General features: G+C 66.6%; 26 protein-coding genes and 2 pseudogenes. 14 read left to right on the top strand and 14 right to left on the bottom strand.

Annotation, left to right across the window (positions count from 1 at the left end):
* The coding region (locus tag AC5Y5O_RS24880) for a DUF5642 family protein (protein ID WP_500027871.1) at positions 1-649 on the bottom strand (649 nt) is incomplete at its 3' end.
* Positions 650-677: 28 nt separating this feature from the next.
* Positions 678-1,346, bottom strand: a complete 669-nt coding sequence (locus AC5Y5O_RS24875; RefSeq protein WP_096289873.1) for a DUF5642 family protein — start codon at positions 1,344-1,346, stop codon at positions 678-680.
* Positions 1,347-1,383: 37 nt separating this feature from the next.
* On the opposite strand from AC5Y5O_RS24875, the gene AC5Y5O_RS24870 reads away from it, so the two are divergent.
* On the top strand, positions 1,384-2,355 hold the full coding sequence (locus tag AC5Y5O_RS24870) for a linear amide C-N hydrolase (RefSeq protein WP_096289874.1): 972 nt from the start codon (positions 1,384-1,386) through the stop codon (positions 2,353-2,355).
* A 1-nt stretch (position 2,356) separates the two neighbouring features.
* On the opposite strand, the gene pat is transcribed toward AC5Y5O_RS24870, so the two are convergent.
* The gene (gene pat, locus AC5Y5O_RS24865) at positions 2,357-3,349 is read right to left on the bottom strand and encodes an acetyltransferase Pat (RefSeq protein ID WP_096289875.1); all 993 of its coding nucleotides are present in this window, start codon (positions 3,347-3,349) and stop codon (positions 2,357-2,359) included.
* Positions 3,350-3,496: 147 nt separating this feature from the next.
* Between pat and AC5Y5O_RS24860 the strand changes: the two genes are divergently transcribed.
* The gene (locus AC5Y5O_RS24860; protein WP_500027868.1) at positions 3,497-4,243 is read left to right on the top strand and encodes a WecB/TagA/CpsF family glycosyltransferase; all 747 of its coding nucleotides are present in this window, start codon (positions 3,497-3,499) and stop codon (positions 4,241-4,243) included.
* Here the strand turns inward: AC5Y5O_RS24860 and AC5Y5O_RS24855 are convergent.
* From AC5Y5O_RS24855 to AC5Y5O_RS24835, 5 genes are all read right to left on the bottom strand, one after another.
* A complete protein-coding gene (locus AC5Y5O_RS24855; protein ID WP_096289877.1) occupies positions 4,230-4,754 on the bottom strand; it encodes a D-glycero-alpha-D-manno-heptose-1,7-bisphosphate 7-phosphatase in 525 nt (174 codons plus the stop codon). The genes AC5Y5O_RS24860 and AC5Y5O_RS24855 overlap by 14 nt on opposite strands.
* A 2-nt stretch (positions 4,755-4,756) precedes the next feature.
* Complete coding sequence (locus AC5Y5O_RS24850) at positions 4,757-5,374, bottom strand: D-sedoheptulose-7-phosphate isomerase (protein ID WP_207768593.1); 618 nt, start codon at positions 5,372-5,374, stop codon at positions 4,757-4,759.
* Positions 5,362-6,378: a GHMP family kinase ATP-binding protein gene (locus AC5Y5O_RS24845; protein ID WP_096289879.1), complete on the bottom strand. Its 1,017-nt coding sequence runs from the start codon at positions 6,376-6,378 to the stop codon at positions 5,362-5,364. The genes AC5Y5O_RS24850 and AC5Y5O_RS24845 overlap by 13 nt, the downstream gene beginning before the upstream one ends.
* An 81-nt stretch (positions 6,379-6,459) precedes the next feature.
* Complete coding sequence (locus tag AC5Y5O_RS24840) at positions 6,460-7,161, bottom strand: TIGR03943 family putative permease subunit (RefSeq protein WP_096289880.1); 702 nt, start codon at positions 7,159-7,161, stop codon at positions 6,460-6,462.
* Positions 7,158-8,153, bottom strand: coding sequence for a permease (locus tag AC5Y5O_RS24835; RefSeq protein ID WP_096289881.1), 996 nt, complete (start codon positions 8,151-8,153; stop codon positions 7,158-7,160). The genes AC5Y5O_RS24840 and AC5Y5O_RS24835 overlap by 4 nt, the downstream gene beginning before the upstream one ends.
* A gap of 119 nt (positions 8,154-8,272) precedes the next feature.
* Here AC5Y5O_RS24835 and AC5Y5O_RS24830 point away from each other — a divergent pair, with 119 nt between their 5' ends.
* Entirely contained in the window at positions 8,273-9,031 is a 759-nt protein-coding gene (locus AC5Y5O_RS24830; protein ID WP_096289882.1) for a class I SAM-dependent methyltransferase, read from the top strand.
* Between the two features lie 20 nt (positions 9,032-9,051).
* Here AC5Y5O_RS24830 and AC5Y5O_RS24825 read toward each other — a convergent pair whose 3' ends face one another.
* Together AC5Y5O_RS24825 and AC5Y5O_RS24820 are read right to left on the bottom strand one after the other, a co-directional pair.
* Entirely contained in the window at positions 9,052-9,303 is a 252-nt protein-coding gene (locus AC5Y5O_RS24825; protein ID WP_096289883.1) for a hypothetical protein, read from the bottom strand.
* Between the two features lie 109 nt (positions 9,304-9,412).
* On the bottom strand, positions 9,413-9,766 hold the full coding sequence (locus AC5Y5O_RS24820) for an ArsR/SmtB family transcription factor (protein WP_096289884.1): 354 nt from the start codon (positions 9,764-9,766) through the stop codon (positions 9,413-9,415).
* A gap of 99 nt (positions 9,767-9,865) precedes the next feature.
* Here AC5Y5O_RS24820 and AC5Y5O_RS24815 point away from each other — a divergent pair, with 99 nt between their 5' ends.
* From AC5Y5O_RS24815 to AC5Y5O_RS24785, 7 genes are all read left to right on the top strand, one after another.
* Positions 9,866-11,815 (top strand): heavy metal translocating P-type ATPase, encoded by a 1,950-nt coding sequence (locus tag AC5Y5O_RS24815; RefSeq protein WP_096289885.1) that lies wholly within the window; start codon positions 9,866-9,868, stop codon positions 11,813-11,815.
* 75 nt (positions 11,816-11,890) lie between these two features.
* Positions 11,891-12,373 (top strand): DUF732 domain-containing protein, encoded by a 483-nt coding sequence (locus AC5Y5O_RS24810; RefSeq protein ID WP_096289886.1) that lies wholly within the window; start codon positions 11,891-11,893, stop codon positions 12,371-12,373.
* Between the two features lie 53 nt (positions 12,374-12,426).
* Positions 12,427-13,272, top strand: a complete 846-nt coding sequence (locus tag AC5Y5O_RS24805) for a mycofactocin-coupled SDR family oxidoreductase (RefSeq protein ID WP_096289887.1) — start codon at positions 12,427-12,429, stop codon at positions 13,270-13,272.
* A 60-nt stretch (positions 13,273-13,332) separates the two neighbouring features.
* Positions 13,333-13,731 (top strand): ArsR/SmtB family transcription factor, encoded by a 399-nt coding sequence (locus AC5Y5O_RS24800; protein ID WP_096289888.1) that lies wholly within the window; start codon positions 13,333-13,335, stop codon positions 13,729-13,731.
* Entirely contained in the window at positions 13,728-14,777 is a 1,050-nt protein-coding gene (locus tag AC5Y5O_RS24795; RefSeq protein WP_096289889.1) for a cation diffusion facilitator family transporter, read from the top strand. Before AC5Y5O_RS24800 ends, AC5Y5O_RS24795 begins: the two co-directional genes overlap by 4 nt.
* A gap of 143 nt (positions 14,778-14,920) precedes the next feature.
* Entirely contained in the window at positions 14,921-15,949 is a 1,029-nt protein-coding gene (locus tag AC5Y5O_RS24790; protein WP_207768622.1) for a dihydrodipicolinate reductase, read from the top strand.
* A gap of 58 nt (positions 15,950-16,007) precedes the next feature.
* Entirely contained in the window at positions 16,008-17,537 is a 1,530-nt protein-coding gene (locus AC5Y5O_RS24785) for a molybdopterin-dependent oxidoreductase (protein ID WP_500027861.1), read from the top strand.
* Positions 17,538-17,541: 4 nt separating this feature from the next.
* On the opposite strand, the gene AC5Y5O_RS24780 is transcribed toward AC5Y5O_RS24785, so the two are convergent.
* Together AC5Y5O_RS24780 and AC5Y5O_RS24775 are read right to left on the bottom strand one after the other, a co-directional pair.
* Positions 17,542-17,742, bottom strand: a complete 201-nt coding sequence (locus tag AC5Y5O_RS24780; RefSeq protein ID WP_096289891.1) for a hypothetical protein — start codon at positions 17,740-17,742, stop codon at positions 17,542-17,544.
* Positions 17,743-17,990: 248 nt separating this feature from the next.
* Complete coding sequence (locus AC5Y5O_RS24775; RefSeq protein WP_096289892.1) at positions 17,991-18,611, bottom strand: MerR family transcriptional regulator; 621 nt, start codon at positions 18,609-18,611, stop codon at positions 17,991-17,993.
* A gap of 127 nt (positions 18,612-18,738) precedes the next feature.
* Here AC5Y5O_RS24775 and AC5Y5O_RS24770 point away from each other — a divergent pair, with 127 nt between their 5' ends.
* The 4 genes from AC5Y5O_RS24770 (at position 18,739) to AC5Y5O_RS24755 (ending at position 20,943) form a co-directional block, all read left to right on the top strand.
* The gene (locus AC5Y5O_RS24770; protein WP_096289893.1) at positions 18,739-19,215 is read left to right on the top strand and encodes a hypothetical protein; all 477 of its coding nucleotides are present in this window, start codon (positions 18,739-18,741) and stop codon (positions 19,213-19,215) included.
* A gap of 148 nt (positions 19,216-19,363) precedes the next feature.
* Entirely contained in the window at positions 19,364-19,615 is a 252-nt protein-coding gene (locus tag AC5Y5O_RS24765; RefSeq protein WP_133160882.1) for a hypothetical protein, read from the top strand.
* A 72-nt stretch (positions 19,616-19,687) separates the two neighbouring features.
* A complete protein-coding gene (locus AC5Y5O_RS24760) occupies positions 19,688-20,347 on the top strand; it encodes a hypothetical protein (RefSeq protein ID WP_096289895.1) in 660 nt (219 codons plus the stop codon).
* Positions 20,344-20,943, top strand: a complete 600-nt coding sequence (locus AC5Y5O_RS24755) for an RES family NAD+ phosphorylase (protein WP_096289896.1) — start codon at positions 20,344-20,346, stop codon at positions 20,941-20,943. The genes AC5Y5O_RS24760 and AC5Y5O_RS24755 overlap by 4 nt, the downstream gene beginning before the upstream one ends.
* Positions 20,944-21,229: 286 nt before the next feature.
* On the opposite strand, the pseudogene istB reads toward AC5Y5O_RS24755, so the two are convergent.
* Positions 21,230-22,037 (bottom strand): annotated as a pseudogene (gene istB, locus AC5Y5O_RS24750) (IS21-like element helper ATPase IstB).
* Positions 22,037-22,528, bottom strand: a pseudogene (locus AC5Y5O_RS24745) (Mu transposase domain-containing protein); the annotation flags it as partial. The pseudogenes AC5Y5O_RS24745 and istB, both read right to left, overlap by 1 nt.
* Between the last annotated feature and the right edge of the window lie 60 nt (positions 22,529-22,588).

Genomic DNA, 22,588 nt, shown 5'->3' with positions numbered 1-22,588 from the left:
ACGCACGGATCGCGGCGACCGCTTTGACGAGCAGGTCACGGGCGCGCTGGGTGTCGACCTTGGCGACGGGCTGGTCGGGCACGACGAGCGGGTTGGCGATCACGATCACCTGATAGTCGCCGAATTGCGCGGAGTAGTCGTAGAGCTCGCCGGTGCGGGGACCGCCGGCGACCAGCGCCTGCAGAACCCGGTGCACGCCGAATGTGTGCGTCCCGTCGATGTTCGGCGCGTCGATGACCTCGAGGCCGCCGCGCACCCCCGTCCCGGAGAACGCGACCTTGGTGCAGTCCTTGCCCGGGTCGTTGACGGGTAGCGGTTTGGAGGTTTCCACCGCGATGACGACGTACCGGTTACCGCCGCCCTCGGCGGACACCGCGGCCATGTTGCCCTGCACATCCGGCGGCATGTCGGGTCCGGCCGCCAGCTTCGCGCAGTTGGCGGGGTCGAATTTCAGCCCCTCGGGCAGCTTGCGGGCCGACAGCAGCTTGGGATCGATCGCCCGCTCCGAGATGTCGCTGACCGTGAACTCGGGCCCGAAGCTCGACTTCACACCCACGACCTTGGCGATGTCGGCGTTGGTCGAGGTCGCATTCGATGAGCAACCGGCAAGCACGAACCCGGCCGCGATCACGCCTACCAGCTTGGACACCGTGGCTAATCTACCCAAAGCCGGACATTCAGCTGCGCAACGTGGACACCGTTTTGACGAGCAGATCGGCGGCGGATTGCGCCGGCAACGCCGGCAGCGCCGAGCCCGGATCGGTGGTCACTGTGGTGAAGGCATAGTAGCCACCCAGGTACGCGATGAATGTGTATGCCCGCGAATCGATTTCGGTGCCCGACTCGACAGAGGATCTGATGTCGACGATCATGCCGACGGTTTGCGCATCATCGATGCGCGGCGGGTCGGTGAGCCGGACGCTGGCGGTGGTGTGCTCGGCGGTCATGGTCCACTCGCCGCAGTCGTCGACGACGCCGCGGTCCAGGTCAATGTCTGGCAAAGCCACCACCACCACGTTGATGATGCCGCCCGGACCCGAGGCGGACAGGCCCTGCGCGGACTGGTCGCGGCCCTTGCCGGGCTCGGCGAGTGTGGTGCATGACGCGGGCCGCGACGTCGCGTCGGGGCCAAGACCCCAGATCGCCCGTGGCGAGGCCGCGCCCGGAATGCCGGACGTGGCCTCGTAATTGGGCGGCAGGTCGCGAACGACCCGCTTGATGTTGGCGGGGTTGACGGTGCTGGAGTGCGCCGACGGCGAGGGCGTCGCCGAAGGCCGGTGGGCCGGCGAGTGGCTGCAGGCGGCCACCAAAACCGTGAGCACCGCACCGAACCAGAACGGCCGCATGCCAAGTTGATACCACGCGACGAGTAGCTTGACGCATGTGTGCACACGCGTCCTCTGGAACACCAACAAGCTGTCCGTTCTGACCGGCCGCAGCATGGACTGGCCGGAATCCACTGAGCCGATGATCGTGGCATTTCCGCGCGGACGCGAACGTGACGGCGGGGTGATGGCCGGAAACACCGTCGTCGAACAGAATCCGCTGAAGTGGACCAGCCGTTACGGGAGCCTGGTCACCACCGTCTACGGCGTCGGTAGTTTCGACGGCGTCAACGAACGCGGCCTGGCCGTGCACGGGCTGTATCTGGAATCCACGGATCTGGGGCCGCGGGACCCGTCCAAGCCGGGATTGCACGTCGGACTGTGGACCCAGTATCTGCTCGACCAGGCCGCCACCGTTTCCGAGGCGCTGGCGTTGATGGACGACTTTCAGCTGGTGATGATCAACGCGCGCGGGTACGACGCCACCATCCACCTCGCGATCGAGGATGTGTCCGGCGATTCGGCCATCGTCGAGTTCGACCACGGCCGCATGGTCGTGCATCACGGTCGCGAGTACACCCTGATGACCAATGACCCAACTTATGAAGAACAACTGAAACTGCTTGCCAAGCAAGACTTTTCCAAGCCCGGCTGCGAGATGCCGCTGCCCGGTAACGTCAACGCGGTCGATCGGTTCCAGCGTGCGGCGTACTTTTTGGCACTGCTGCCCGAGCCGCGCGACACCCGGCAGGCAGTGGCCGGCGTGATGGCGATCATGCGCAACGTCTCGGTGCCGTTCGGCGCACCCTACGAGGATTTCGGGATCTACAACACCGAATTCCGCACGGTCACCGACCTGACAAACCGGACTTACTTCTTCGAGCTGACAACCAGTCCGAACACGGTCTGGATCGAGCTGGACGGCCTCGACTTCACCGAGGGATCCGATCCGGTCGCGATCAACCCGTATGACGACGACCTGGTCGGTGACATCACGGCGAAGCTGACTGTCCACCAGCCGGTGTTCTGATTCAGCCGAGCGCCTCGATCACCTGCCGGGCGACCCGTTTGATCTCGTCGGCGAGGTCACGCTTGATGCCCAAGTCGCGCCGCCGCGGCACGTCGATGACCGTGGTGATGACGCCGACGTCTTCGCGTTGCCAGATCGCGCCGTGCCGGTCCATGATCGCGCGCATCGGCAGATTATCGGAAAGCATTCGCGCGGAAAACCTTTCGACACCGTCAACCTTGGCGGCGATCGACAGTGCACCGATCAGGAAGCTCCCGATCCCCCGGCCCTGGTAGGCGTCGGCGACGGTGAACGCGATCTCGGCGACCGTCGGATCCTTTTCGTCGCGGACGAAGCGCGCATCGGCCACCGGGTCGTCGCCGTCGGTCACCACCCAGACGAAATGGTCGACGTAGTCGACCTCGGACAGGTAGTGCATCAACGCCGGCGAGGGTAACCGGGCCGTCATGAACCGCCGATACAGCGTTTCGCTGGAGAACTGGATATGGCCGTGCACGGTGCGCACGTCGTCACCGGGCAGCACCGGACGCAGCAGCAGGTGACTGCCGTCGCGCGTCCGTATCGGGATGGGCGTGACGAAGGCGGCCAGCCGCTGGCGCACCATCCGCAGCAGCCGCGGCATGATGCCCGGGATGTGCACCAGCCGGGTGAACGCGTCGTTGTCACCGATCCAGCCGGCCAGCGGCTCGAGCGCGGTGACGGTCGCGATGCGGGGGCTGTCGCGCAGCAGCGCGATCTCACCGATGATCGCGCCGGCGGCCGTCTCGCCAATCGACACGGCGCCGTCCACGCCGACGTGTCTGATCTCGGCGGCACCCGAGGAGATCAGCAGAAACGACACGGCCTGCTCGCCCTGCTGCATCAGAATCTGTCCACCCGCGGCGCGCAGTGGCTGCAGGCTGGCCGCCAACGGCTCCAAGTCTTCGATGGCGCATCCCTCGAAGATGTCCATCGCGGCGAGTTCTTCCGCCCGCGCGCCGATCAGCTCGGCCACGGCGGCCCATCTTGCGGTCCGATTCGCTCAGGCTATGGCGTCGGCGGGCGGTGCAGCAACAACCAGGCGAACCGATGTCAGGAGTTCCGTGGAACTTCGGCGCCATTGCGGTGAGAATCACAAGTCATGCGGCCAGCCAGGATCCAGGTGGGCGATCTTTGGTTCGACTCCCTCACCCAACGCGACGCCGTCGACGTCGTGCGCAAGGCCTGGGCCGACGGGCGCGGCGGCTCGATCATTCCGGTGAACGTCGACGTGGCCTTCGCGGCCAGCCGAGACGGTGCACTGGCCGCGCTGATCGCGCGGGGATCGGTGGTCGTCGCCGACGGAATGCCGCTGGTGTGGGCGGCGCGGCTGCGCGGTGAGCCGCTGCCGGAGCGGGTGGCCGGCTCGTCGCTGATTCAACCGTTGAGTGCGGCTGCGGCCGCCGACGGCAAGTCGATCTATTTCTTCGGCGGCGCCGCGGGCATTCCGGAGCAGGCGGCCGCCGCCCTTGCCACGCAATTTCCCACCCTGCGCATTGCCGGCGCCCTGTCGCCGGAGTTCGGCTTCGACAAGACGGAGGACGGCACGCGGCGCGCGGTCGCGGCCGTGGTCGCCGCCAAACCCGACCTGGTCTTCGTCGGCCTGGGTTTCCCCCGGCAGGAATGCCTGATCGAACGGCTACGCCAAGAGCTGCCCGAGGTCTGGTGCCTGGCCTGCGGCGGCGGCATCGCCATGACGGCCGGTGCGGTCCGCCGGGCGTCCCCGCTGCTGCAGCGACTCGGATTCGAATGGGTGCACCGGCTGATGCTCGAGCCGCGCCGGCTGGCCCGCCGATACCTGCGCGACGATCTGCCGTTCGCGCTCGCCCTGATGATCCGCTCGATCGCTGCGCGGTTCAGGCGAGAATGAGCCGCACGGCCGCAGCGAGGTCGTCGACGACGAAGTCGGCATCCTCGCCGCCGCCGGCCCGCAGCAGCACGGTCGTCGCACCGGCCGCTCGGCCGGCCGCCACGTCGGCGGCGCTGTCGCCGATCATGACCGACTCGGCCAGATCGAAACCGTGTTCTGCCGCCGCACGAATCAGCATGCCGGCCAACGGTTTACGACAGTCGCAGCTGTTCGCCGCGTGCGGGCAATGATATTCGGCGTCGAGCCGGGCACCCTGAGCCGCCAGCAGTTGCCCCAGCCTGTCCTGGACGGCGTGGAACTGCGTTGGTTGCGCTGACGGTTCGGACAGCCAGCGCTGGTTGGTCACCAGGATCGTGCGCAGGCCGGCCGCATTCAGCGCCGCGATGGCCTGGGCCGCGCCGGGTAAGAGAACCAATTCCTCGGGCGTTCGGATGTATTCGCCGTCGTCGGCCTTGACGTTGATGGTTCCGTCTCGGTCCAGAAACACGGTGCGGACGTTGTCCCAACCCATCGTCAGGACGGACGGGGGAACAACGCGGCTTCGACCATTTCGCAAATGGTGTGCCCCAGATGCAGGCACGCTTCCTGAATCCGGCCGGTGTCGGCACTGGGCACCCGGATGCAGATCTGGGCCACGTCGGCGACCTTGCCGCCGCGGGCGCCGGTCAGCGTCACGGTCGTCATCCCCGCCTGACCGGCCGCCTCGAGCGCGCGCACCACGTTGGGTGAGTTGCCCGAGGTGGTCAGGCCGACCACCACGTCGCCGGCGCGGCCGGCCGCCAGCACCTGGCGGGCGAACACCTCGTCGTAGGAGTAGTCGTTGCCGATCGCGGTGATCGCCGCGGTGGCGTCGGGAAGGCTCAGCGCGGCCAGGCCCGGTCGGTCGAACGCGAAGCGGCCCATCAGCTCGGCGGCCAGATGCCCGGCGTCTTGAGCCGAGCCGCCGTTGCCGAAGAAGATCACCTTGCCGTCGGCGCGCAGCGCGTCGATGATCACCCGCGCCACCTCGACGGTCTGCGCCGCGAACTCGCCCGACTGCATCTGCTGCTTGACGGCGATCGTGTCCGCCAGCCGGGCCTGGACCGTCTCCACACTCGGCGCGACGACATCCGAGGTGCTCATGCCTGCCATGTGGTCAATCCCTTGCTCTCAAAAGCGAATTCGGTGATCGTGGCCCCCGCGCCCTCGAGGGCCTCGATGAGGCGGTGCTTCTTGGTGAAGTCGCAGAACAGCAGGATGTAACCACCGCCGCCGGCGCCGGTGATCTTGCCGCCGAGGGCGCCGTTGTGCAACGCGAGGTCGTACAGTTCGTCGATGCGCGGGTTGGTGATGTAGGGCGACATCCGCTTCTTCTGGATCCACGCCTCGCCGAGCAGGGCGCCGAAGTCGTTGAGCTTGCCGGTCAGCAGGGCGGCCTTCATCGCCACCGCCAGATCCTTCTGCGCGCGCAGCCCGGCGAGCGTGTCGTCGGCACCCGTGGTGGCGCGGCGGGTTTGGTCCTCGATCACTCGCGCGGAGTCGCGGGTGATGCCCGTGTAGCAGAGCAGCAGGCTGAGTTCGAGCTCGAACGCGATCTCGTCGCGGACCCGCAGCGGGTTGACGATCACCCGGTCGCTGAACTCGATGAAGTTGAATCCGCCGAACGTCGCCGCGTACATGTCCTGCAGGCCGCCGGCGATGCCGAGGTCGTCACGCTCGATGGCGCAGGCCAGCTGGGCGGTCTCGTATTCGCCCATCGGCGCCCGGTAGTGCTCGGCGAGCAGGCCGGTGAGCGCGACCATCATCGTCGACGACGAACCCAGCCCGGATCCGGGCGGCGCGCTCGACCGCAGCACCAGGTCGTAGCCGTCCGTCCCGTCGCGGCCGAACCGCCGCACCGCGGCCTTGATCAGGTCCAGGCTGCCGTCGTAGAGGATTTCGCTGTCGAGCGTCATCTCGTGGGTGGTCTTGAAGTCCACCGACTCGATGCTCACCTTGCGATCGGTCCGCGGGGTCAGCGATCCGTAGGCGAAGCGGTCGATCGTCGCCGAAAGAACACAGCCACCCTCGAGCTCCGGGAAAGGCGGGACGTCGGTGCCGCCGCCGGCGAACGAGATCCGCAGCGGTGCCCGGGCGCGGATTCGTGGGCGTGTCATCCGAAGTCCCCTCCGAGGTGAATCGCTGTGCCGACGGTCGCGAGCCTAACAGGCTAACCAGCAGGTTTGTCCTGGTTTGGGCTACGCGTAGGGGTTTGCCGGAGCGGGGACGGGCGTGACGGAAACGGCCCGCAGCGTCGGGATCGGCGGGGTGTGAGGCTGGCGCTGCGCGGGCGTGATCACGCCCTCCACCTTCAGCCAGGTGTTGTCGGCAAAGTGCAACGTGCTGCCGCCGTCGTGGTCACGCAGATGGATGCGGGCCAGTTGGGCGTCGGCGGCGCAACAGATGATCACGATGCGGGCCAGGTCGATGCCGCCGGGTTCGTTGAGGGCGAAACCGGTCACCGTGATCAGCCGGTTGTTCAGCGAGCCGGTGCTGTCGTTGGCCGAGCGCACCACCGCCTCGGCCAGCGAGATCTCGGGCGCACGCCCCGGCGGTAACGGCGGAAATGCCACGCGCAGAACGTCATTGGAGACGTTGGTCACCGTGGCGGCCTGGGGCCGCAGGGCCGGTGGCGTCACGAAGCACAGCACCACGATGGGTATGGCGAGCAACCACACCACGCCGCCGCGATGGGCATGCCCGTCGTCGTGATCGCGGCCGCCGCTGCGCACGTCGCCGACGATGGACACCAGCGCGAGCGCGATCAGCAACGCGGCGGTGAGCACCAGCCACGGCAGCAGCGACGGCTTGACGTAGCGGGTGAACACGCCGGTGGCCACGATCAGCGCGACGCTCAGCCCGACCAGCAGCAGGATCGTGTTCTCGGTTTCGCGCTTCATCGAGAACCGCCCAGCAGCAGCACGCCGACCGCGGTGGCCACCACGGTGGCGACGACGAAGGTCGCGGGTCCGAAGCGGGTGGCGAACGCCCGGCCGAACATGCCGGCCTGCATCGCCAGCAGCTTGACGTCGACGGCGGGCCCGACCACCAGGAACACCAGCCGCGGAATCAGCGGCAGCATCGTCAGGCTGGATGCCACGAACGCGTCGGCCTCCGAGCACACGGCCAGCGTGACGGCCAGCGCCGCCATCACGACGACGCCGAGCACCAGATGCGCGCCGACGTTTTCGAAGATCCACGGCGGCACCAGCACGTGCAGGGCCGCCGCGGCGGCGGCTCCCACCACCAGATAGGCCGCCGCCTGCAGAAAGTCGTGCCGGGCCACTTCGCAGAACACCAGCCACTTCGACCGCGCCTCCGGGCGGTGCGAGTCGTGCGCCGCGAGCCGGCGGGTGATCCATTCGGCGCGACCCCACCGCGACCAGGCCCAGCCCATCACCACCGCGGTCAGCAACGACGCGGCGACCCGCGCGACGACCATCTTCGGCTGACCCGGGAACGCGACGGCCGTCGCGACCACCACGACCGGGTTGATCGCGGGTGCGGCGAGCATGAACGTCAACGCCGCCGCTCCGGCGGCGCCGCCGTCGCCGAAGAGTCGGCGAGCCACCGGCACCGAGCCGCACTCGCATCCGGGCAGGGCGGCCCCGGCCACACCGGCGGCGAGGACTGCGGCCGCGGACCGGCGCGGCAGCATGCGCGCCAGCCGTTCGGGCGGCACGAACACCGCGATCAATCCGCTGACCACCACGCCTAAGCCCAGAAACGGCAAGGCCTGGACGAAGACGCCACAGAACACGGTGCCCGCGGTGGATAAGGCGGTGCTGTTGACGACGACGGCGCGCAACCACGTCCCCGCGATCGCGAACCCCACCAAACCGAAGACCAGGACTTCCATGGACCCGAAACGTGCTCGACGCTCGGCCCTCATCTACCGCACCCGGCCTGGAACTTCATGACCATTGATGAAAATGATTATCACTGTGACGGGCCCTGCGCCCGCACCCGGGCCACCGGCGCGGCGGGGCGGTCCACTAGCGTCGAAACACAATGAGCCAGGATCCGGTCGAGACGACCCGCGGCCTCATGAGCCAGACCGCCCAGCTGCGACACGGTTTTCTCGACGTGTTGGGTGAATCGACCAGTGCGCCGGTGCCGACCGTGGCGCAACGCGCCATGAACAGCCCGTTCGTCGCAACGGTCTACGAACGGCTGTGGCGGCCGACCGCCTTCTACGCGGCCAGTGGCCTCACCCACCGGGCCGAACAGCGCCGGGCGGCATCGGCCCTGCATCTGGGGACCGCTCACCGGTTGCTCGATGTCGCTTGCGGCCCAGGCAATTTCACCGCCCCCCTGGCCGCCGAACTGCCCGACGGCGGTCTGGCGGTCGGATTCGATATCTCCGAGTCGATGCTGACCCGCGCCGTCGCCGACAACAGCGGCCCGCACACCTGCTATGTCCGCGGCGATGCCCGCATGCTGCCGTTCGGCGACGAAACCTTCGACGCTGTTTTCTGTTTCGGTGCGCTGTACCTGATGCCCGAGCCGTTCCGGGTGGCCGCCGAGATGGTGCGGGTACTCAAACCCGGTGGCCGGATCGCGATCTTGACCAGCTATGCGCCGGAATCGGCCGCGGTGCGTCGACTGATGACCGCCGTCGCGCGCAGCATCGGGCTCACGGTGTTCGGCCGGCGCGACTTCGTCGACCTGTTCTCGTCGGCCGGGCTCGTCGACATCGAACAGCAGACGCAGCGCGCGGTGCAGTTCGTCGTCGCGGCTAAGCCGGCGGTCACCACCCAGGAGGCCTAGAAAACGGCCTGGGAAGCCGCCTAGGAAGCCGCCTTGCCGACACCGAGAATCCGGACCACCGGCGTGCCCTCTTCGCACTCGAGGACCCACGGATCGCCACCGTTGACGGGCTCAGAGGTGAGCCTGAACATGACCGGCAAGCCGGCCCGCCGCGACATCTGCGTGCATTCCACCTGGAACAGCCGGTAATCGCCGTCTTCGCCGACGGCCAGTGAGAAGCCCGGCTGAACGGATTCGACCGGGACCTTCTGCAAGTAGTACTTCGTGCTCATCCCCAACACATTAGAGCCGAGACCGTCTCTAATCCGCGGCCGAAACACGCTCTTATCGAATGTTCAGCCAAATTTTTCCGACCGCACCGCCGATCGCGGTCCCGACCGGCTACGCCGTCGTCTCGGTGGCGCCCAGGCGCAGGTGCTCGATGTGGTACACGGCCTCGTCGAGCAGTTGGGCGACGTGGTTGTCGTAGAGGCGGTAGACGATGTTGCGGCCGTTGCGGTCGCCGGCAACCAGCCCCAGGGCGCGCAGCAGCCGCAATTGGTGAGACACCGCCGGCTGTTCCATGCCGACCGCCGTGGACAGTTCGCCGACCGAGCATGGCGATTGCCGTAGCCGGGTCAGGATCATCAGCCGGTTGGGCGAGGCCAGCGCTTGCAGTGTCTCGGCGATCTTGATGGCCGAGACCGAGTCAAGCGTGGCCGGTGGCGTCACCCTGCCGTCGACTCCGTGCCCCATCTCCCCATTGAAGCACGCGCCCACAAACTGATGTGACATATGTAGAGCTTTACATGTATACATGCATAGGTGAATCGCCCCAAGAAGGAGGCCGCTTCGATGACGTGCACAACCGCGCAGCCGACGCGCACGCGCTCGTCGGACACCCGGCGCTCACCCGTCTCGGGTCTGTGGTCGGTCGCGTCGATCCGGTGGGCGACGGTCGCCCTGGCCCTGTTCGTGGCCGGGCTCGCGGCTCAGTTGCTGGGCGCTCCTACCTGGGCTTGGTGGGTCTTGTATCTAGCCTGCTACCTGACCGGCGGCTGGGAACCGGCCTGGGAAGGCTTGCAGGCGTTGCGTTCTCGCACGCTCGACGTCGATCTGCTGATGGTCCTTGCCGCGATCGGCGCCGCGAGCATCGGCCAGGTCTTCGACGGCGCGTTGTTGATCGTCATTTTCGCCACGTCCGGTGCATTGGAGGACGCGGCGACCAAACGCACCGAGGATTCGGTCAAGGGATTGCTCGACCTGGCACCCGAACGCGCCATCCGCCTGGCCGCCGACGGGATCGAAGAATCGGTCCACGCCACCGAACTGCGCGTCGGCGACCTCGTCAGCGTGCGCCCCGGTGAGCGCGTCTGCGCCGACGGTGTCGTTGTCGACGGCGCCTCCGATGTCGACCAGTCGTCGGTGACCGGGGAACCGATGCCGGTCGCGAAGGCAGCCCACGACGAAGTTTTCGCCGGAACCCTCAATGGCGCTGGGGCACTTCGTGTTCGCGTCACCAAGGACCCCTCCGACACCGTCGTCGCCCGTATCGTTGCCCTGGTCGCGGCGGCATCGGCCACCAAAGCCAAGACGCAACTGTTCATCGAGAAGGTCGAGCAACGCTATTCCGTCGGCGTCGTCGTGGCGACGCTCGCCCTGTTCGCGGTCCCGCTGATCCTCGGCGCCGACCTCCGGTCCACGCTGCTTCGGGCAATGACGTTCATGATCGTGGCATCGCCGTGTGCGGTGGTGTTGGCGACCATGCCGCCGCTGCTCTCGGCGATCGCCAACGCCGGGCGCCGCGGTGTGCTGGTCAAGTCGGCGGTTGCGATGGAGCACCTTGCCGACACCACCCTGGTGACGATCGACAAGACCGGCACGCTGACGACGGGAACGCCGCGACTCAGCGGCATCGCCGTGATCGAGGACTGCTACAGCGACGACGACGTGCTGCGAATAGCCGCCAGCGCAGAGCAATTCAGCGAACATCCGCTCGGGCGCGCGATCGTCGCCGCCGCCCGCGCACGCAAGCTGCCCGTTGCCGAAGCCACCGATTTCCAGGCCCTGCCCGGTCGGGGCGTGCGCGCGTGTGTCAGCGACCGCAGCATCGAAGTGCTGAGCCCGCGCGCATTTCAGAGCAACCCCGCCGCGGCGAGCGACCTCGAACGCCAAGGCACCACGGCCGTTCTCGTCGTCGTCGATGCTGCGCCGGTGGGCGTTCTCGGACTCGACGACACCGTGCGCGAGGGAAGCCAGAGCGTGGTCGGCGCTATCGTCGCGATCACCGCGGGACCGCCGGTCCTGCTGACCGGTGATACTCGCCTCGCGGCAGAGCAGCTGGCCGCGCAGGTCGGGATCACCGATGTCCGAGCCGACCTGCTGCCCGAGGACAAGGTCGCCGCCGTGCGCCAACTGCAGGCCGACGGCCACCGGGTGTTGCTGGTCGGCGACGGCATCAACGACGCGCCCGCGATGGCCGCCGCGCACGCCTCGATTGCCATGGGCCGCAACGGCGCCGACCTCACCCTGGAAACCGCCGACGCCGTCACCGTCCGGGACGAACTCACGACGATCCCGGCCGTCGTTGCGCTGGCCCGTCGGGCTCGCCGGGTGGTGATCGCCAATCTGGCCATCGCGGCGGCCTTCATCACCGGACTCGTCGTCTGGGACCTGTTCGGCCACCTGCCGCTTCCCCTCGGCGTGGCGGGCCACGAGGGTTCGACCATCGTCGTCGCGCTTAACGGATTGCGACTCCTGAGCGGGCGGGCCTGGCCGACGGCTGCCGATGCGCCCGGATCGTGATGTAACGGATTGCCGATCGTTACCGAAGACAGGGGCAGTGCATGGCTGTGCACTTCCCCGAATCCTAGGAGCGATATGACCGCACTGATGATGTTCCGCCCACGTCACTCCACCGCTGCATGGGCAGATTTCATCAATGCGGCTTCCGGGGCGGTTCGCCCATTGGCGGTTGCGGCCGGCGTCCTCGCGGCCGCAGCGACGCTGCCTGCGCTCGCCCAGGCCGACACGTCCAATGACCCCATCACCGCCGCGCTGGGCGGCCTAGGGAACGGCACCAACGGCTCACTGACCAACGCGCTTGCCGGCATCGGCCAGTCAATCTGCCCATCGCTGGTCAAGCCGGGTGCAACCCTCGCGTCGGTGGCGTCGCAACTGGGTGCAACCAAAGGACTTTCGCCGACCATGGCCGGGTTGGTCGCCAGCATGGCGATACAGATGGAATGCCCGGGCATGATGACATCAGTGGCCAACGGAAAGATGCCGTTCCCGCTGCAAGTTCCCGGCGCCAATCCGTCCCTTGGCCCCGCCGCGCCGGGCTTGTTCTCGTTGGGTCGCTAACCCCTGCCACTACTGAGTTCCCGCGCCAAACGGTCGGCGATATGGTTGTCCCCATGACGAGCTCCGTTGGCAGAGTGGCCGGCAAAGTCGCGTTCATCACGGGTGCTGCGCGCGGCCAAGGCCGAGAACACGCCGTCCGCCTCGCCGAGGAAGGCGCCGACATCATCGCCGTGGATCTGTGCGGCGACGTCGAGGGCGTGAGCTATCCGGGAGCCACGGAGGCCGATCTCGAGGAAACCGTGGCGCTGGTCGAGAAGTTGGACCGGCGCATCGTGGCCGCCACCGCCGATGTCAGAAACCTCGCGAGCCTGCGTGAGGCGTTGCAGCGCGGGATCGACGAGTTGGGTCGCCCCGACGTGGTGATCGCCAACGCCGGCATCAGCGGCAGTCCCGCACCCGCCGCGATGATCGAGGAAGCCGCCTGGCAGACGATGCTCGACATCAATCTCACCGGGGTCTGGCACACCGTCAAGGTGGCGATACCGCATATGTCCGACGGCCGCGGCGGGTCCATCATCCTGGTGAGCTCCATGTTGGGGCTGCGCGGCGGCGGGTACATGGCGCACTACGCCTCGGCCAAGCACGGCGTGGTCGGCTTGATGAATTCGCTCGCGAATGAGCTTGCGCCGCAATTGATTCGAGTCAATTCGATTCATCCCGGCAACATCCGGACGCCGATGATCGACAACGAGCCGTTCCACCGCATGCTACGGCCCGACCTCCCCAACCCCACGATCGACGACACGGCCGCCGTGCTCGGCCACTTCCATATGCTGCCGGTGCCCGTCATCGATGCGCGCGCGGTCAGTAACGCGGTGCTGTTTCTCGCCTCCGACGAGTCGCAGTACATCACCGGCGCCGCGCTGCCGATCGATGCGGGGGCTGTCGCGAAGTTCTAGCCCGGGCGGACCCCCGCTTTCACGCGAGCGGCGCGCGCCCGCATTGGCTACTATCTACGTATGCATGCAGATAATGCTGCACCGCCGCTCGCCGAGGATCAGGTCAGCCTGATCGTCGAGGTCTTCCGGATGTTGGCCGACCACACCCGTATTCGGGTGTTGTGGGCGCTGACCGAGGGCGAGTCGTCGGTCAACGACCTTGCTGAAAAGGTGGACAAGCCCGCGCCGTCGGTGTCCCAGCATTTGGCCAAGCTGCGCATGGCCCGGCTGGTCCGCACTCGACGGGCCGGCACCACGATCTACTACAGCCTGGAAAACGAGCACGTCCGCCAGTTGGTCATCGACGCGGTGTACAACGCCGAACATGCCGGTCCCGGCGTGCCATCCCACCACCGCGGCGACCCCGACGTACGGGGCATCACGACCGATCGCCGGCCACGGAAGGCCCGCGCACGATGAGCGATCACGGGCACGACCACTCGCGCGGACACGATCACGAGCACCGCCATCCGAAGGGACTGCGGGCCGCGATCAAGGAGATCTTCGCGCCGCATTCCCACGACGCCGCCGACAGCTTCGACAGCGAGCTGGAGTCCAGCGCCGACGGCATCCGCGCGGTCAAGATCAGCCTGCTGGTCCTGGGCGCGACGGCCATCGCGCAGATCGTCGTGGTGGTCCTCTCCGGCTCCATCGCGCTGGCCGCAGACACCATCCACAACTTCTCCGACGCCCTGACGGCGGTGCCGCTGTGGATCGCATTTGCGTTGAGTACCAAGGCCGCAACGCGCCGCTACACCTACGGCTTCGGCCGGGCCGAAGACCTTGCCGGACTGTTCGTGGTCGCGATGATCACGCTGTCGGCGATCATCGCCGGGTACGAGGCCGTTGAGCGGTTGATCAATCCGCGGCCCATCGAGCACGTCGGCTGGGTCGCGGTAGCCGGACTTCTGGGTTTCATCGGAAACGAATGGGTGGCGCTCTACCGCATCCGGGTCGGACGCCGCGTCGGCTCGGCCGCGCTCGTCGCCGACGGCCTGCACGCGCGCACCGATGGCTTCACCTCGCTGGCGGTGCTGGCCGGTGCCGGCGGCGTGGCCTTGGGCTTCCCGCTGGCCGATCCGATCGTCGGCTTGCTGATCACGGTGGCCATCTTGGCGGTGCTGCGCACCGCGGTGCGAGATGTGTTCCGCCGCTTGATGGACGGCGTCGATCCGGAGCTCATCGACACGGCCGAAGCCGCGCTGGCCGCCCGGCCCGGCGTGCGTGCAGTGCGCAGTGTGCGGATGCGCTGGATCGGGCACCGCCTACACGCCGATGCCGAACTCGACATCGACCCGGCGCTGAGTTTGGCTGCGGCACACCAAATCGCACACGAATCCGAACACGATCTGATTCACGCCGTGCCCAAGCTGACCACCGCGATGATTCATGCCTATCCCGCCGGCGGCACCAACGCGGCCCAGCAACATCGCGAAAGCATCGCGTCGCACGCCCATCACCACTGAACAGTGAAGTGCCGCGGCACTCTATCGTCTATGGCGACCACACTTTCGGCTACAGAAAGACGGCAATGACGCCAGCTAGTGATCGCCAGCCACATCGGCCACTGCGCGTCGTCCCCTGGGGCGTTGGCACGGTGGGCGCCGAGATGGTCACGACCATCATCGACCATCGACCCGATCTCGAGATCGTCGGCGCCCGGGTGTATTCCGACGCGAAGGACGGAGTCGACGTCGGCACCCTGGTGGGCCGCGACCCGATCGGCGTCGCCGCGACCACCGACGCCGACAAGATCATGGAGCTCGACGCGGACTGTGTGCTCTACACGCCGCGCAACACCAACCTCGACGAGGTGTGCGAGCTGCTCGCCGGCGGGAAAAACGTTGCGACGACGGCATTCCTGTTCCATCCGCGCCGTATCGTACCGGCCGACCGCCATCGGGTGCTGGAGGCGTGCCGGGCCGGTGACACCACGGTGCACGGCAGCGGGCTGAACCCCGGGAACCTCTCCGGCGCACTGCCGCTGACCCTGTCCGGCATGTGCCGCACCATCGACAAGATCACGCTTCAGGAGCGCGCCGACTGGTCGGTCTACGAAAGCACGTCAATCACGTTCGACAACATGCGTTTTGGCCAACCCATCGAGGAGATCAGCCCGCAAGCCAGCGAGTTCCTGGCCTTCAACAGCGGGATCTTCACCGAACAGGTCTGGTTCCTCGCCGACACGCTCAACGCCGACATCGACGAGGTCACCGCGACCGTGCAGGCCGTTCCCGCCCGCGAGGATCATCAGATCTTCGATCATGTGCTGCGCGCGGGAACCACTGCGGGGCAACGGTGGAAGTGGTCGGGCCGGCGCAACGGCGAGGTGCTGGTCCAGATCGAAACATTGTGGACCGTCGGCGGCGAATACCCGGACGATTGGCCCAAACCCCAGGACGGGTGGACGCTGACGATCGAGGGCGACCCCTCGATGCGGACCCACTTCTTCTGCCTGGCCAGCTTCACCCGCGCCGCGAGTATGGAGGAGCACGTCCGCTCGGCAAGCGTGGCCACCGGCATGCAGGTGCTGAACGCCGTGGCCGCGATCTGCGCAGCCCCAGCGGGCTTCGCCACGGCGGCGACGCTGCCCCTGATTCACAGCCACGTCGGATTCGGCAACACGACCAAGGCGTGATCGGCTGCCCGGCAAGGTTTTTGCGGTGTGCTGAGTGAACGCGAGTAGAGTTGGTCCGATGGCTGCCGCGACGTCGAATCAGCGGATGATCGCGGGGGTCGCCGCCGCGGCGGTCTCGCTCGGGGTCGCCGCGCTGGTGGCCATCCCGTTCGGCGCGCGGGCGGATGCGCGCGCCGCGGTCGGTTCCATGGTCGTCGACCTGACCCCGGGGCCCGTCAAAGAATGGGCGATTCAGACCTTGGGCTCGCTGGACAAGGCCTTCTTGGGGATCGTCGTGCTCGTGGTGATCGCGACCATCGCTGCGGTCGCCGGCAGCTTCGAAACCAAGCGGCGTCCCGTCGGCAGCGCGGTCATCGCCGCGGCGGGCATCCTCGGCTGCGCCGCGGTGCTGTCCCGGCAGGGCGCGACGTTGCCCGACACGATCCCCACGGTCGCGGGTGCGGTCAGCGGCGTCGCGGCCCTGCGCTTGCTCACCCGCCGGTTCGACCCGCGGGACCCGGACGGCGACGAGCCGGACGCACGCCGGCGCGCGGTGCTGGTGTACGGATTGCTCGGATTCGGCGTGGTGAGCGGTGTGGTGGGCGCGGTCGTCACACGATTGGTGCATTCGGTGGCCGCCGACCGCAACGCCGTCACACTCCCCACCCCCCGCGCACCGGCTCCACCCATCCCCGCCGACGTCCAACCGAAAGGCGTCACGCTCCCGAGCTTTGTCACCGCTAGCGGCGACTTTTATCGGGTGGACACCGCGCTTAGTGTTCCCCAACTCAGCCACGGCGACTGGCGGCTGCGCGTTCACGGCATGGTGGACCGCGAAGCCACCTACAGCTTTGACGACCTGTCCCGTTTCGATGTCGTGGAGACGGTGGCGACGTTGACCTGTGTGTCGAACCCCGTTGGTGGAAAACTGATTTCGACGGGCGTGTGGACGGGCTACCGGCTGGCCGACCTGCTTGCGGCGGCCGGTGTGCATTCAAACGCCGACATGGTGCTCTCCACGTCGATCGACGGATTCACCGCGGGCACGCCGGTGCAGGCCCTCACCGATGGTCGCGACGCGCTGCTCGCGGTGGGCCTGAACGGTCAGCCGCTGCCGGTCGAGCACGGGTATCCGGCCCGGCTGGTGGTGCCCGGGCTCTACGGGTATGTGTCCGCCACCAAGTGGGTCGTCGACTTGGAGCTGACTCGATTCGACAAAGCAAAGGCGTACTGGACGCGGTTCGGCTGGGCGGCGCAGGCGCCGATCAAGACCGAGTCGCGCGTCGACGTGCCGGCGGACGGCCAGAAACTGCCGAGAGGATCCGTCGTGTTCGGCGGTGTGGCGTGGGCACAGAATCGGGGGGTGCGGGCCGTGGAGGTCCGCATCGACGACGGTGGATGGCAGCCCGCCGAACTTGGCGCCAGTTATTCCAATGCGACGTGGCGATTGTGGAGCTTCCCTTGGCAGGCGAAAATCGTTGGGAATCATAGCATTACAGTGCGGGCCACCGACAACTCCGGCGCTACCCAAACCGCGGATCAAGTTCCCAGTGTCCCCGACGGCGCCACCGGCTGGCACACGGTGAACTTCACCGTGACGGAGAACTGACGAGCTATTTCGACGAAAGCTTGCGCCAACTGAATACCGCGATCGCGATGCCGATCAGCACCGCGATCGGACCGATGATCGACCAAGTTGTGGTGTTGCTCATCGGGCTACCACCCAACACCCCGAATCCCTGCAGCGCCCAGATCAGACCGAACACCGCGACGAGCAATCCGACCGCGAACATGACGACGAAACCCCTACTCATACCAGAAGCCTAGGCACCATTGCGTCGACGTCCCACCCGCGCCGGAACCGCCGCCGCTATCGCGACGGTCGCTCGCTGCCGGCAAACCGCTCGACCAACAGGTGCACACGTTCGCTGACGTGGTTGGCACGCAGGCGCCCCGTGGCGGCCAGTGTCACCAGTCCGTGCAGCAGACCCCCCGGCGGTCTGCATCCGAAGTCGGTGACTAAGACCCCCCGCCCTCACTACGACAGCGACTATGGGCGAACCTATTTGGCATTGCCCGGGCCGCTCAGCGCCGCGGTAGCCTCCTCTTGCAGTGCTATCCGCCGCAGCGCAAGCAGCAGCGGCTCGTACAACACGGTGCCGATGACGGCGTAGGTCAGCGCGTCGGACGGTTCGGTTGGCATGGTGGCGATTTCGTAGGCCGCGATCGCGCCGAGGTGCTCACGGTAAACCTCCAGCCGCTCATCGGAGACGGGCAGGTTTGCCGCCTGCGCGGTCTGCAACGCATGGCCCAATTGCCCGAGCGCGTCGATCTCGCGATCGGCGGACCCGCTCAGCCTGGTGAGCACTTCATTGGCCGAATCCTGCAGCGACACATTGTCGTCCGCGTAGGGCGGCAACTGCTTGCTCGCCGACCCGAGCGCGCCGAGGAGGTCCTCGCCGGGGTTGTCGATCAACGCGAGGATGTCTCGAATCCGGTTGATCGACAGGCCGGGTACCTCGCTGAGCGCCTTGATAACTCGGAGCCGGTCGACGTGCCGCTCGCCGTATTCCGCCTGGGTGCGCGACGTCCGCTCCCCCGCGTCCAGCAGACCTTCGCGCAGGTAGAACTTGATGCTCGGGATCGACACGCCGGTGCGGGCGGACAGATGTGAGATACGCAAACCGTTCCTCCTTTGACATTGGATACTATCACTATCCATAATTGGATCGTGATGCTATCCAGTCGGCGTCACCCTGCGGACCTCACGGTCCGCAGCGCCAGTCTCTGAAAGGAAACACATGGTCTTAATGGAGTTTGAGCAGCACACAACCATCGACTTGCCGGCGAATCGCCTCGACGTCCCGAAGTGGCTGTTTGGCATGACCGACCGCGAGTACCAGCGATGCGCCAAGGGGCATCGCGCCGCGGGCACCTTCGTCGAAAGCGGAACGCGCGGCATGGTCAACGTCGAGTCGATCGGCGGCCACCTCCTGGTCCAGCACTACCGCGAAGACTCCAGCAAGCCCTCCGAGGTGGTCATGGTTTCGCCGAAGAGTCGCATCTACCTGACTCACGTGCTGCCCGCGACACTCGGCGTGCGCTGGGTCATGTCGGTCACCCCGGTGACGGACTCGACATCACGGTTTACTTGTCGCGTCGAGCTCGAGGTGCCCGCGTGGATGCGGGTGATGGGCCTCTTCGCCGGCATGCGCTACTCGATCCAGGCGCATGTGGACGAGGAGACGATCGGATACGCACAGTCGTTGGCTCGTAGCGCCGCCTGACCCCACATCAGGGTCACCCGGCGCATCAATATTTTTCTGCAACTAGTTGTATAAAGCGGTTGGGCGCGACAGAATCAACACGGGCGTCCGTGAGGCGTGACCGCAACGGAACTCAAGCCGCGCAACGCGTGAGCAGAACGAAGCAACCATGACCACATCGACGAAAGGGTCGGTGGACGACCCGGCGCTGCAGGACAGCGTGTTCACGTCGTTCGACCCCCGTGACGGATCGGCGTTGGCGAACTACCCCATACATTCTCGGGCCGATGTCGATCGCATCGTCGCTCGAGCGCGGACCGCGTCGGACTGGTGGTCCGGGCTGTCCTATGCCGGTCGCCGCGCCGGCTGGACGCGTGGCGCCGCATCATCGCCGCTTGCATCGACGACCTCGCCCAGGTGATCGTCGCCGAAACCGGCAAGACCTCCACGAAACGAGCATGCAGCTTGCGTAAATTTGTCGTATCATGGCGACATGACTACGACACTGCTGGAAAGCGAGCTCAGTGACCTGCTCCAGAGTGTCAACGACACGACCAAGCTGCTGCAGCGCTCTGCGACAGTGCCGGAAGAAGTTGGCCTACTGATCGACAGCTTGGATCGCAGACTGGATGCTGCGAGGCCGTCACGTCTCAAAGCCGACCCGTACCTGACCACGAGTCTGTGGGCCGCCGCGTTCCGTGCAGAGAAAGCGCTCCGCCATGACGACGCCGAACAGCGGCGCCGAGATGTGCGCATCGCGTTAGAGCAGTTCCGCCATGCGCTACGCGACATTGTGGAAAACCAGCCTTTCAGCGATGACGCGCCAGTCGGGGTCGTGTTGGCAAACACCGCCGAAGTCTTGGCAACCCCTCAAAAGACCCTCGCCGAGTTACTTGGAGTGTCCATTCGGCAACTGCAGCGCTGGCTCGCAAATGACGGGACTGGTCCTGCCGCCGAAGACGCCGCCCGCATCCGCGTAGTCGGCCAGGTCGTAAACCAGCTGCGCCACTCATTTACCGGCCCAGGAGTAGTCGCATGGTTCTATCGGGAGCATCCAATGCTCGGCCAACGACCAATCGACCTACTCGATGACCCACTGTGCTACCCGCGGCTCCTTGCCATCGCGACTGAGGCCCGCGCAATGACCACATGAGATTAACGATCTTTCGGCACGCCTCGTACGACACGCCATGGTGGGCGTTCCCAAGCCCAAGCGACGGCCGTTTCCACCGCGCGAGCCTCGACACCGTCCAGTACCTCTGCCTTCATCCATTCGGCCCTGCAGCTGAAATGCTCCGCCACCACATTGGTCCAACTGGAGATCCAGACGACCTACTCCTGAATTTGTGGACAGCGACCGTCAACATCGAGCCGACACGTGTGGACTTCGACGACTGCGCCACCTACGGACTCACGCCCGACGAGCTCGTCGGTGACGATTACGCCCCGACACAAGCATTAGCCGCGGCCGTTCGTCGCAACGGAGCAGACGCGATGATCGTGCCTTCGGCCGCGCTTCCAGGAACTCACAATCTGATCCTCTTCGATGTCCGTCTGCTGATTCCGTTTCTGGGCCTTCCCGTCGCGCCCGAAGACATTCCAACCGGGCACCTGACAGACGGAGCCCGTCCAGCGGCCGAGGTCGCGGCGCACGTCCGATGGCGCGGCACCCCGCACAGCGCGGCAGACCAGTGGAACGCCACAGGCCGATACGATCTGTTCGATGATCCGCCTGCAACGCGCTGGTAGCGGCAGCGTCGAACATCTCCGCAGCGGGAGACGTTATTTGTGTCGCCCCGGAGACGTCCTCCGCCTGCCCCAGCCACATCAGCTGGGTACCAGGCTTAGTTATAGGTCTCCTATAGCTTTCGGAGCCGATATCGAACGCTTGTCGCGGCACCTAACCCTCAACGCTCGAAGGAGACTGTCGACAAGGCCCGAATGTGCGCGGCTCGTATGCATTGTCGACGGCGGCTGAAAATTGATCCCCTGGCGGCAGGTGAAAATTGACCCCCTGTCCGGTGGTGGTTGGTGATTATTCCTCAGTGGTGGCCGCTGCGGCAGGTGTGCGGCCCAGGTCTCGGTCTTTGAGTCGGTAGCTGTCTCCTTTCAGGGTGATGACTTCGGCGTGGTGGACGAGGCGGTCGATCATGGCGGCGGCCACGACGTCGTCGCCGAATACTTCGCCCCAGCGGCCGAACGCTTTGATTGGAGGTGACGATGAGGCTGGCGCGTTCGAAGCGGGCCGAGACCAGTTGGAAGAACAGGTTGGCGGCTTCGGGTTCGAAGGGGATGTATCCGACTTCGCCGATGACGATGAGCGGGTAGCGGCCGAGTCGGGTGAGCTCAGCGTGGATGCGTCCGGCTTGGTTGGCTTCGGCCAGGCGGGCCACCCATTCAGCTGCCGTGGCGAATAGGACGCGGTGGCCGGCTTGGCAGGCCCGCATGGCCAGCCCAATCGCCAGATGCGTCTTGCCAGTTCCGGGTGGGCCGAGGAAGACGACGTTGTCGCGGGCGGTGACGAAGTCCAGGGTTCCCAGGTGCGCGATGGTGTCGCGTCTGAGCCCGCTGGCATGGTCGAAGTCGAATTCCTCCAACGACTTTCGCGCGGGGAATCGTGCGGCCCGGATTCGTCCCTCACCGCCGTGGGATTCACGTGCTGAGACTTCGCGTTGCAGACATGCCGCCAGGTATTCCTCGTGGGTCCAGTTCTTCGCGCGAGCGCGTTCGGCCAGCCGGGCGATGGACTCACGCAAGGTAGGTGCTTTCAGCGCCCAGGTCAGATAGGCCAACTCAGCAGTCACGTCCCGGCCTGCAGTGGCGGTGGTCTTGGTGGTGGCCATTAGGCGGCCCCGCCATCGAGGTCGACTCCGAACGCAATGTCATACGACGACAGATCCCGTACCGGCACTTCGGACTCCAAAGGTGGTGGTGGTATCTGGATCCGTCTGCCCGGCAACATCTTCGCTGTCTCCACATGCACCGGATCGGAGATCGTCTGATGCGTCGCCCAGACCCGGTCGTGTTGGGCGACGGTCTGCCCATCGCAGAACGCCTGCACCCGATCCAGGTCGGCGCGCACCAGCACCCGCCGCCCGACCGCTGCGGGGTGCACCGAGTAGTCGTTGCCGTCCAGGCGAATGTAGTGATCCCGCGGCAGCCGCAGCGATGAGCACCAGCCGGTGGCCGGCGCCACCGGCGGTAGCCCGAGCATCGCTGCCCGATCAGCCTCGATCCGGTCAGTCGGCGCACAGCCGAGCGCCCGACGGTTGCGGGTGTTGACCACGGCCAGCCAGTCGGTCATCTGGGTGTTGAAATCGGACGGGGAGGCAAAAAATTGCGGCCAGGCAGGCGCAAGCTCGATTGGTGGTGTTCCGGAGCTTCCTTGACGGGC

This window comes from Mycobacterium sp. NGS40 (assembly GCF_059812735.1).
This window is presented reverse-complemented; position numbering and strand designations above follow the sequence as displayed.